This is a genomic window from Puniceicoccaceae bacterium, assembly GCA_040224245.1.
GTDB lineage: Bacteria > Verrucomicrobiota > Verrucomicrobiia > Opitutales > JAFGAQ01 > JAKSBQ01.
The window spans coordinates 76,530-86,378 of the sequence record JBEGIR010000068.1 but is presented as its reverse complement, the minus strand read 5'-3'; the positions used below and the strand labels follow the sequence as shown (position 1 = coordinate 86,378).

Below are 9,849 nucleotides of genomic sequence, written 5' to 3'. Positions count from 1 at the left end.
TCTCCGACGAGTTTTAAGCCCATTCTCGATAGCAGAGCCTTCGCAGCCCTCGTCCCCGAAAGAAACTTGCACCAAACCCATAAATCGAACATCAAACTCATCAAGCCACCTCGAGTTTCAACAATAAATGGGACACCCCCTTTTGTAGCCCGCAGGGCGTTTTTAGCGAAGCGGTGTTCAATCACTCTTTGTCAGAAATACTTTTCCCAGAATCACTTTTCGATTGCGTGGAAATGAACTCTCCCGCAACCGATTCTTTTATTTGCAATGCATAAATATTTATGCATATTCAATGGAGTTCGAATATGATCCGGAAAAATCCCGCAACAATGCCGGGAAGCACGGAATCGATTTTGTTGCCGGGCAGGCATTGTGGGCAGATTCAGGGCTGTTAGTACTTCATTCCCGCTATCCGGAGGAGTCTCGTTATCTGGCGATTGGGAAGATTGGAGATCTACACTGGACAGCGGTATTCACTGAACGCGGCGAACGGGTGCGGCTGATCAGTATCCGTAGAAGCCGACAAGAGGAAAGGAATCTTTATGAGCAAAACCAACCAGAACAATTTTGAGGAACGCTTCGAGGGCGGAGAGGACGTGCTGGATTACTTCGAAACGGGGACCGTGCTGACGATTCAACGTCTTGCCGAGTTGTCGGCGATCCTAAACCTCTCGGCCTTGGCTCGGGAGGCGGGGATCAATGTCCAGACCCTGCAGGCCAAGATCCGCCGCAAAACGCCTCTTTCGGGTGCGGAAACCCGTAGCATTGTCGATGTCCTTAGGAACCACCATTTGACCACCGTGGGATGATGAACGCTCTCTTGGTGTTGATCAAAAAGGAAGCATCAACCCTCAACTGCCAACGCAACATCCCAGTGGCAATCCTTCAACCCCATGCGCAACAGATGCAAAACTCAATGGACCCGTTTTAGCAGCGAGGGAATTGAAAACACCGTTCGCTTGGGACTCACTACAAACGGCTTGCGCCTGCACAAGCCTTTCGCCAGGCTCAAGTCACAGGAGCCAGCAGGACGTGGGTCGGGATCGAGTTCAGGCATTTCGTGTGAGATCGTCTTTGAGGGTTTCGAGGGTTTGAAACACGCCTTCGATGACTTTCTCGTTTCCCGAAAAAAGCACATCCGGGCCGCCTTCGTGCAAGCTGTTGAAGGGAGGTTCATACAGCGATCCGGACTCGATGACGCCCCGGGCGCTGAGCTGATCGATGATCAATTCAATGAATCGGATTTGATTGCTGGTGAGGGATTTGTCTTCCAAATACTTGATGATCGGGATGATGGCTCCAAGTGCAGCGAATGCTACTCCTTACGTCTGGCTCCTTCCTCCTGCGGTTTTCCTTAACCGTCCGAGGGGTCAGCAAGCTCGGGAATCTGAAGTGAAAATGTGTGGGAGGCTGGCAATTTGCAGTGGGTATCGTATGGTTGACGGGATTTTGACTTGTGGACATGGACACATCGCAGTTTGAGGAGCAGGGCATGGACCGGGAGGTCACGATTGAGCGCATCCTGTTTCTTCAGAAGGAACTCGCGAAACGGGACAAGGCATCAAGGGAACCCGGTCAGCAGTGGAAACGGCTGGTTCGCCTGTTCAAGCTGGTCGTCGTGTATTTCATCCTCGGACGTCGCCTCAGTCGGGCGCTGGCGGATTTGATTCGGGTGGTGAAGGAACGCAAGCGACCCTATCTCGGGAGCGAACTTGCGCGTGCGCTGGATGCGGCGAGTCGCAAAGTGATGGGGTACAAACGCTGGTTACTGCTTCTCGGAATCATGGCGGCGCTTCCGGGGTTTGTTTCAGTGGTATTGTTGTGGCAGCAAAATCAGGTGGTCAAGCATGCGAAGATTGATCGTCTTGCCGACCTGCGCAATCAGCAACGCGTGGAGCTGCTGACCACTATCTATCAGACCCACGATAAATCGGAAGCAGGACTGCTGACGACACCGGTCTTCAGTGCCAGCAACCGACGTCAGGCGGTCTTGGAATTGATTCATTTGGATGCGGGAAGGCTGGAGCAGCGCGGTGAGGCCGATGGGTTGAATCTGAACCGCATGGTGGATCTGTCCGTTGCACCGCTCAACGACATCGATTTTTCGACGATCCCGGGAGAGCTTGCGTGGAGTTTTCAGAACATTGGGTTTGTGAACAGTAACTTTGAAAACACCTCCTTTCGTGGGTGTCATTTTGAAAACGTCTGGTTCAGTCACGCTCAATTGTATGGAACCGACTTTCGCACGGCGACATTCATGGATGTGGATTTTTCGAATGCCCGCATCGTCGGAGCGGACTTTCGGGGAGCGGAGTTCTTGCGCTGCCATTTCGGAGGGGCGCAGTCTGACGAGAGCACGCGATGGCCGGATGATTTTGATCCGACCGCAGCAGGTGCGTTGAAATTGAAGGACCATGAATAAGCGGACCCGCCCATCAACCCCTCCCTTTTTTCAGCGACTGCGAAAGCGCATGGGTCTTGGCGAACGCGTGCCGAAGTGCCAGTGGGAGCGACCGGAGTTGGAAACGCAGGTGGACGAGACCCTGCGGAAAATTCTGCTGGAACTGGAGCAACAATGGCAGACCCTCGAGCGGAACCGGGCGAGGGAGGCACTCTTCACATCCATATTTCGCCGCCATTCGGGCCGCATGCTGCTGGACAGCCTCTCTCCCTTTCGGCTGACCCGACGACTGGAAACACTCTTTGTTTCCCTGCTCGAGCGTGCCCGCGACCCATGGCCCGTCGAAGAAAGCCTGGCAGTGCTGGACGGACTGGTTGCCCGCATGGTTGCAAAGCGGCTCACCCTGGTGGTGGTGGGACTCTTCACGGTGGTTCCAGCGGTCGGTTCGCTGGTTCTGTTGGCCCAGCAGAATCGCCACATGATCGAGCAATCCCGCGTGGAGGCGGCCTACCAGCTCGGAGCCATTCGCAAAAGCATGCTGGAGGTCATCAACGGTACGGCTCCCCAGTGGGTCAACGAAGGTGGTACCCCGACGCGTGTAGCGTTGCCGACCTATCACAAACGCATTCGGGAAGAGGCGTTTGGGACCTTTGTGTCCGTGGACAAGCAGCGCTGGTCGAGGGGCGAGCGCGCGGCACTGCCGCCGACGCGCTGGGTGGACCTTCGCGGCTCCAATCTGGCGGGTCTGGTGCTTGGCAGTGCCATCGGGCTGGTGGAAGACCAGGACGAGGATGACCTGTCTCGACTCTATCTGGCGGATGCAAACCTGCGGCAGACGCGGTTTCTGCGGTCGAGCCTGACGGGCAGTGTTTTTCGAAATGCTCAGGCCGATGGCCTGCAGATCTCAAGTGCGGATGCCACCTACTGCGATTTCAGCCACATGCATGCTCCGGGAGCGGGGTTTTTATGGGAAAGTCATCGCTCGGAGCCGCTGGATCTATCCCATGCAAGCTTTGACGGAGCCATGCTGCAGGGCGCATGGTTTGACCAGGCCATGGTATCGCAAGCTTCGTTTCACGGTACAGCTCTATCGGGTGTGACCTTCCACGCGGGTTTCATGGTGGATGTGGATTTGAGCACTGCGGATTTGGGAGAGGGCATTCATTTCTCGGAAAGCATGGTGCACCGGACGCGAGTGCATACGGATCAGCGCGCGAAAATTACGCTTCCCTCCTTTTGCGAGTATGAAGCGACTGATGATCCCGACCTTTGGCTGATCCAGACGGATCCTGTTGCATACGAGAGCTGGTGGGAGCAGCAGCAGGCTGCCATGGAAGCCGCAGTGGAGCAGGAGCGGCAGGAGTTTGAATCCCGTTAGTGCCTTCGAGCTGATCCCAAGCCAGTTTACCATAGCGGCTATTTTATTGTCCTGCTTGACGGAATGACGGAATTTCCGCTAAAATGAAGGTATGTTAGAAAAAGTGACCATCGGGCGCCGTGGAGCGATAACGATACCGTCCAAGATCAGGCATTCATTTGGCATGAAACAAAATGACCAGCTTATCCTTGAAACCACGGAAGAGGGTATTTTGCTGCGCCCGTCCATCAGTCTTCCTATTGAATTCTACTCAGAAGACCGTATTGAGGAATTCTTCAGCGCAGAAGAGGTGTTGAAACAGAAGTTTGAAGAGCATGAGTCCTGATGCGCGTATTTCTTGATGCCAATGTCATATTCGCCGCTTCCAAACAGGACAGCCAGGTTGCCAGACTGTTTGATCTGATCACCGCAAGGGCAATACCGATCACCAGTGATTACGCTTTGGAGGAAGCTGCACGCAACATCACAATCAAAAGGCCTGATTGGACTCAGCGATTGGATATCATCATTTCCAAGTTCGAAATCGTAGGTACTGGCCGTTTTGATTTGCCCGTTGATCTTGCTGAGAAAGACGCTCCGATCCTGTGTTCTGCAGTCCGGAACAAATGCGATTACCTCGTAACGGGCGATAAACGGGATTTCGGGCATTTATACGGGCAAAATGTCAAAGATGTGACGATTGTGGACCTCGTAACGCTCGCTGATATCCTTCTCAGATCATAAGAGCTGGTTGAGATGCCGTTTTCGCTCCATCCAGAAGACAGGCTCACTTTCGAAGGGGATGGGGTCCTCCACGCTTCGCTGGATTTCAGATTCTGGATTCTGGATTTCAGAGGAATCGAATTGGAGAGAATCGAGTGCCACCTTTGTTGCGGAGCAGCTTAACTGTCAAACCCTCTGGGAGTTTCACTGACACTGGGTTTTGATATTCAGTGAATTAAACGTTTAATATTCTAAAAATCCCCAAACATGAAACGAAACCCACTCCTAAAGGGCTGCGCGGGTGCAGTCGCATCAATACTCTTGATTTTGCCGTGCACAATGGTCTCGGCACAAGATGGAAAAATTTATCCTCTGGACGCTCCGGATGAACCCAATGCGATTGTATTGGGAACGGGAGGCGTGGAGAATCAGCCCGCCCCTGAAAGCTGGTTCCGCCAATGGGGCGAACCGATGGCGCGCAATGTTTCCACCGCAACACTGACTCCCTTTCTACCGGACCCTGACAAAGCGACGGGTGCGGCTGTGATCGTTGCTCCAGGTGGTGGATTCATGTGGCTTTCCATGCGAAATGAAGGTTGGCGCGTTGCCGAAGCCCTGGCCGAGCAGGGCATTGCCGCCTTTGTGTTGAAGTACCGCTTGCAACCGACCGTTGATTCGCTCGAGGAGTTTGAGAATCAGATGAACCGTCGCTTTGCTGAAGCGGGTGAAGGAGCAGATGGCTCCCAAACCGAGCGGCCCCGCCGACCGAACTGGGACCTGTCGAACCAACTCGAAGATGCGGAAACTGCCTATGCCATGATTGTGGATCGTGCGGAAGAGTGGGGCGTGGATGTGAATCGCATTGGCATGATGGGATTTTCTGCTGGAGCCGGACTGACCATGCACAGCACGCTGAATTCCGACAGCATGAAGCTGGCCTTCATCGCACCCATCTATGGTGGAATGCAGGCCGTGGAGGTTCCGGAGAATGCACCACCCCTGTTTGCGGTGATTGCAAGTGATGATTTTCTCTTTCGTGGCCAGTTTGGGCTGATCCAATCCTGGTATGAAGCGGGAATTCCGGTGGAGTTTCACCTCTATCAGAATGGCGGCCATGGATTTGGACTTGGCTACCCCGGAAACACTGCCAACCGGTGGTTTGAGGTCTTCATGCACTGGTTCCGGGTCAACGACTTCTGAATCAGGTGACTCACGGTGGAAGCGCCATGCGGGTCCATGCACCCTGAGTGCGGGTCGCGCATGGCTATGACACCTGCTGGGACCGACTAGGATCGTAGCACCCAGCGCAGCAAGTGCCGTGGGTGTGCGTTCACCTCGCGTTCGTCAATTTTTTCTGCTCCCATGCGAAGGTAGAGACGCAGCAGGTGATCGGCGCAGGTGGCGTATGCCGCCTCAAAGCCCCGTTGCTGGAGTTGGGGCAAGAGGTATTCGGTTACCAGCTTGCGAATCACGGTCGGGCCATGTTGGATCGGTGCGTCACCATGTGCCATGATCAGGAATTCGCAGGCACTGCCGGCAGGGGTGGGTTGTGGAAATTCATAACTGCCTGACTGCCAGTATCGGTCAACGCGTAGATTGATGCCGACGCTGATGCAGTAGCATTGCTCAATGCCGTGTGTCAGAGCGACGACCCACTGGTCCTCATAGGGAACCTGGGTGCGCAGACGCTTTTGTTGGTCATCCCAGATCCAGAGATCACGGATGAGCGGATTGCGTTGCAGGATGGGGAAAAAACTTTGGTAGAGCGTGCGCTCGTAGTGCTCAACGACTGCAGGGTCGTGCATGCGAAGCGTGGCGGGGATCCACTGCCTTTCAGGATCTCGAACGGAACGCGCTGTGGATGCATTCATCGGATCTGCCATGTTTCAACGGGATGTTCTTGCAGTGAATCGCACGCGCAAACCCTCTGGGTATTGGGATGCAGCGGCACTGATGCGGATGGTGGACTGCGGATCGGGTGTCAGCGTGAAGCGCTGGGCGATGCGGGCGAGCAGCAGTTTGGCTTCCACCGTGGCAAACTGGGCACCAATGCAGCGACGTGCTCCTGCCGAGAAGGGGACAAAGGCCCGCTCTTTTGCGCGTTTTCCGACTTCTGTGGTGAAGCGGTCAGGGTCAAATTCCAGCGCATGTTCCCAATGCAGGGGCGAATGATTGGCTCCACTGAGTGATACCATCAACTGACTTCCTGCTGGAATGAAATACGGTCCCAGTTGGTCGTCAGCCGTGGCCGTGCGCAGGATGCTGTGAATCGGGGGATTGAGGCGAAGTGCTTCATGGAAAACGCGTTCGGTTTCGACGAGCGCATCAAGGTCCTGCCAGGTGGGAAGGCGCTGACCTAGCACGCGGTCAACCTCTTCCTGGAGTCGAAGCTGATAATCCGGGAACTGGGAGAGATAGTGGATCGTCCAGGCGATGGCGCTCGAGGTTGTATCGTAGCCCGCGCTGAAAAGCGTGAGGATCTCCGTGAGCACGCGCTGTCGGGTGATGGTGGGTTCCTCTTCCTGATCCATAACGCTGAGCAGCAAGTCGAGCATGTCGCCCCGCTTGCCCACGCCTTCGCTGAGTCGTCTGTTGACCTGTTCATCGAAAAACCGGATCACCTCCATGCGAATGCTTCGCAGACGGCGGTTGATTGGGGTGGGCCAGCGTTCGGGCAGCTGAAGCAGGCTCCAGTTTTTCCGCGTGAGCAGTGCAGATGCCTCCATCAGGTTTTCCGAGAATCGACTGCTCTTCATCGCGTCGAGACTGGTATTGAGCAGCGTTTCGCTGATGATGCGCAGACTGATTTCGCGCAATGCGGGAACAACGGGTTGAAATGCCTCGGCATTGCGGGACCACTGCGCAAAAATACTGTCGCAGGAGGAATGTGCAATGTCGACCATGTGGGCGATCACCTTGGGATGAAATCCCGGTTGGATGATCTTCCGGTCCTTGCGCCAGAGATCGCCTTCGAGCGTGACCAGGCCGCGCCCGATCATTTGCTCGAGGTTCTGATAGATGTCGCTCTTGCGGTACTGGCGTTGCTTGGAGACCAGAATCTGATGCACATAGTCCGGGTGCGCGACAATGTGAACCACGCGGTGAAAAGCGCGCACCCGGGCGATGCCGTTGTGTTGCCAGGCGACGTGTTCGTAGAAAGTGGAGGGTCCGGCCACAATGTCCCGAAAGCTTCCGGACAGACCTTTCCCAGGGTGGAAGGGGGCAAGCAGTTGCGTTTTGGCGATCATGACAGATTAGCGGGAAGTTCGGTGCGTTGCGTGCAGGGAAACCAGCTCGTCTGCGAAAGCGTCGTGCAATCCATGCGCCTGCTCGAGCGACTGGGTGAAAGTGCGGACAAACAATCCGAGCGGAGCACCATCCACCACGTCATGATCGCTCTGCAACGTGAGGCAAATTTTTTTCCGGGTCTCAAAGCCCTTGGGCTGCTGGGGTGCGGGTTCGAGTTTTTCATACACGGCTCCCACACAGAGGTTGGTGGTCAGCAGTGGCATGGGAATGCCAAAAGCGAGATGCTTGCCGTCACCGAGGAAGCTGACGTTGGTGATGCCAATGGTACCGCGAATCCTGCGCCTGCGGGCGGGGTCAGCATCGACCCACCGCCAGAACCAGCGGCGCATCCAGGCGGGGTAATGTGCCAGACGGTAGCGCCAGCGGATGTCGGGATGGTCAAATGCGTTGCGGTTGCTGGCCTCGCGCATTTCGAGGCAAATTTGCGCGAGGGACTTTGCGTGGGCGTTGCGGATGGTGTGCGCGAGCGCAATGGTTCGCTGATCGGGGGTGCGTCCCGGGATGGCGGTGCCCACGTCGACGCCATCGAAGCATGCGGTTTTGCGACGAAACGGAATGCGCACGGATTGGATCTCGGGGTGTTTCAACGTGGCTCGGGAGAGTAGAAACACCAGATAGGCGTTAAAGGAAATCGCGATGCGTGTGCGACGTTGCAGGTAGCGCAGTCGGGCCTGACACTCCGTGACATCAGCCTCCCAGAGTGCCGAGATATGATGGCGTTTGCGGGAGTGATTGAGAAAATCAACAATGTTGTTGCGGTAGACGGGCCAGGCATGCTCCTGGACTCCGCTCGTGTTGGAGTGTGCAGAAGGATCAGCCATGGCGGGAGCGGAAATCGTTGAGAAATTCGGCGAGTGCTTCGCATGAAGCAACGGTCACCGGGTTGTAGAGGGAGGCTCGCAAGCCACCCACGGATCGATGTCCCGCGAGTCCATAAAATCCTGCCTGTTCGGCTTCTTGCCAGCAAAGCGTCTCGAGGCGAGCATCGTGGATGTTGAAAGCGACATTCATGAGCGAGCGACTCTCTCGCGCCACACGACCACGGTAGAAGCCACCAGAGTTGTCGATGGCGGCATAGATCGTTTTGGCTTTGGTTTCGTTGAGGTGCTGCATGGCAGCGAGTCCTCCGACGTCGTTCATCAGCCAGCGCGTGACCAGCATCACCACATAGATGGCAAACACTGGTGGGGTATTGTAAGCCGAACGCATCTGAATGTGGTTGCGATAATCGAGCATGGCATGCAGTTCGGGCGAACAGCGTTCGAGTAATGAGTCGTGTACCAGGCAAATGTTCACTCCTGCTGGTCCGAGATTTTTCTGCGCATGGGCGTAGATCATGGCATAGCGATTGGCATCGAACGGGCGGGAGAGGAAATCGGAGGACATGTCGCAGATGCGCGCCGTTGACGGGTGTACAGGAGGTTCGGTCTGAAACTGAAGCCCTTCCACCGTCTCATTGGATGCATAATGAAGGTAGGACCAAGATCGGCTGGCATCGAGTTCAGCCGGAGTGGGCAGGCGCGTGTATCCTGTCGCTTCTCCGGACCATAACAATTCAACCGTACCCTCCCTCCGCGCTTCGGGGATGGCCTTCTGGCTCCAGTAACCCGTGTCCAGATAGGCGGACGGCCGCGATTGGCCGCGAAGGAAATTCATGGGGATCATGCTGAACTGCAGCGTGCCCCCTCCTTGCAGGACAGGCAGTGAAACTCCGGCGGAAGTCCGATCAATTGACGCAAATTGGCCTCAAGCTCATCGATCAGGTTGGTGAACCATGGGGAACGGTGACTGACTCCCAGAACTGAGAGCGGAAGATCGGTCAAGCGCTGGATGGCTTCGCTCGCCTGTTGCAGTACGCAGTCTGGCAGTGCACCTGGACCCGCAGAAAAGTTATGAGAGCGAGCGATGGCAGTGGATGGAATTGTGGGAGAGATAGACATGAATCGGATCGAGGGTTGATCACGCGTTGCATCGTAATGGGTGGACAACGCAAATCGCATCAAGCGCTTATACAAACTATAAGCAAATGCAATCAAATGGGTGGCAGTGTGAAGGGGAA

General features: G+C 55.5%; 13 protein-coding genes. 7 read left to right on the top strand and 6 right to left on the bottom strand.

The window, feature by feature from the left end; genetic code table 11:
- Positions 1–292: 292 nt before the first annotated feature.
- Positions 293–571 (top strand): BrnT family toxin, encoded by a 279-nt coding sequence (locus ABQ298_11245; GenBank protein ID MEQ9824950.1) that lies wholly within the window; start codon positions 293–295, stop codon positions 569–571.
- Positions 543–809 carry a hypothetical protein gene (locus ABQ298_11240; GenBank protein MEQ9824949.1) on the top strand — a complete coding sequence of 89 codons (267 nt, stop codon included), beginning with the start codon at positions 543–545 and terminating at the stop codon, positions 807–809. The genes ABQ298_11245 and ABQ298_11240 overlap by 29 nt, the downstream gene beginning before the upstream one ends.
- Before the next feature lie 240 nt (positions 810–1,049).
- Here ABQ298_11240 and ABQ298_11235 read toward each other — a convergent pair whose 3' ends face one another.
- The gene (locus ABQ298_11235; protein MEQ9824948.1) at positions 1,050–1,274 is read right to left on the bottom strand and encodes a type I restriction-modification enzyme R subunit C-terminal domain-containing protein; all 225 of its coding nucleotides are present in this window, start codon (positions 1,272–1,274) and stop codon (positions 1,050–1,052) included.
- A gap of 188 nt (positions 1,275–1,462) precedes the next feature.
- Between ABQ298_11235 and ABQ298_11230 the strand changes: the two genes are divergently transcribed.
- The 5 genes from ABQ298_11230 to ABQ298_11210 all read left to right on the top strand — a co-directional run bounded on the left by ABQ298_11230 (position 1,463) and on the right by ABQ298_11210 (position 5,681).
- Positions 1,463–2,422, top strand: coding sequence for a pentapeptide repeat-containing protein (locus ABQ298_11230; GenBank protein ID MEQ9824947.1), 960 nt, complete (start codon positions 1,463–1,465; stop codon positions 2,420–2,422).
- Positions 2,415–3,779, top strand: coding sequence for a pentapeptide repeat-containing protein (locus ABQ298_11225; GenBank protein MEQ9824946.1), 1,365 nt, complete (start codon positions 2,415–2,417; stop codon positions 3,777–3,779). The genes ABQ298_11230 and ABQ298_11225 overlap by 8 nt, the downstream gene beginning before the upstream one ends.
- Before the next feature lie 91 nt (positions 3,780–3,870).
- Entirely contained in the window at positions 3,871–4,104 is a 234-nt protein-coding gene (locus ABQ298_11220; GenBank protein MEQ9824945.1) for an AbrB/MazE/SpoVT family DNA-binding domain-containing protein, read from the top strand.
- Positions 4,104–4,502 carry a PIN domain-containing protein gene (locus ABQ298_11215; protein ID MEQ9824944.1) on the top strand — a complete coding sequence of 133 codons (399 nt, stop codon included), beginning with the start codon at positions 4,104–4,106 and terminating at the stop codon, positions 4,500–4,502. Before ABQ298_11220 ends, ABQ298_11215 begins: the two co-directional genes overlap by 1 nt.
- A gap of 318 nt (positions 4,503–4,820) precedes the next feature.
- Positions 4,821–5,681, top strand: a complete 861-nt coding sequence (locus ABQ298_11210; protein ID MEQ9824943.1) for an alpha/beta hydrolase — start codon at positions 4,821–4,823, stop codon at positions 5,679–5,681.
- A gap of 86 nt (positions 5,682–5,767) precedes the next feature.
- On the opposite strand, the gene ABQ298_11205 is transcribed toward ABQ298_11210, so the two are convergent.
- From ABQ298_11205 to ABQ298_11185, 5 genes are read right to left on the bottom strand one after another with little or no spacing between them, the layout of a single operon-like run.
- A complete protein-coding gene (locus ABQ298_11205) occupies positions 5,768–6,364 on the bottom strand; it encodes a hypothetical protein (GenBank protein MEQ9824942.1) in 597 nt (198 codons plus the stop codon).
- Positions 6,365–6,367: 3 nt separating this feature from the next.
- Positions 6,368–7,729: a cytochrome P450 gene (locus ABQ298_11200; protein ID MEQ9824941.1), complete on the bottom strand. Its 1,362-nt coding sequence runs from the start codon at positions 7,727–7,729 to the stop codon at positions 6,368–6,370.
- Between the two features lie 6 nt (positions 7,730–7,735).
- On the bottom strand, positions 7,736–8,611 hold the full coding sequence (locus ABQ298_11195) for a hypothetical protein (GenBank protein ID MEQ9824940.1): 876 nt from the start codon (positions 8,609–8,611) through the stop codon (positions 7,736–7,738).
- Complete coding sequence (gene serC / locus ABQ298_11190) at positions 8,604–9,446, bottom strand: 3-phosphoserine/phosphohydroxythreonine transaminase (protein MEQ9824939.1); 843 nt, start codon at positions 9,444–9,446, stop codon at positions 8,604–8,606. Before serC ends, ABQ298_11195 begins: the two co-directional genes overlap by 8 nt.
- A 5-nt stretch (positions 9,447–9,451) precedes the next feature.
- Positions 9,452–9,730, bottom strand: a complete 279-nt coding sequence (locus tag ABQ298_11185; protein MEQ9824938.1) for a hypothetical protein — start codon at positions 9,728–9,730, stop codon at positions 9,452–9,454.
- Positions 9,731–9,849: the final 119 nt, after the last annotated feature.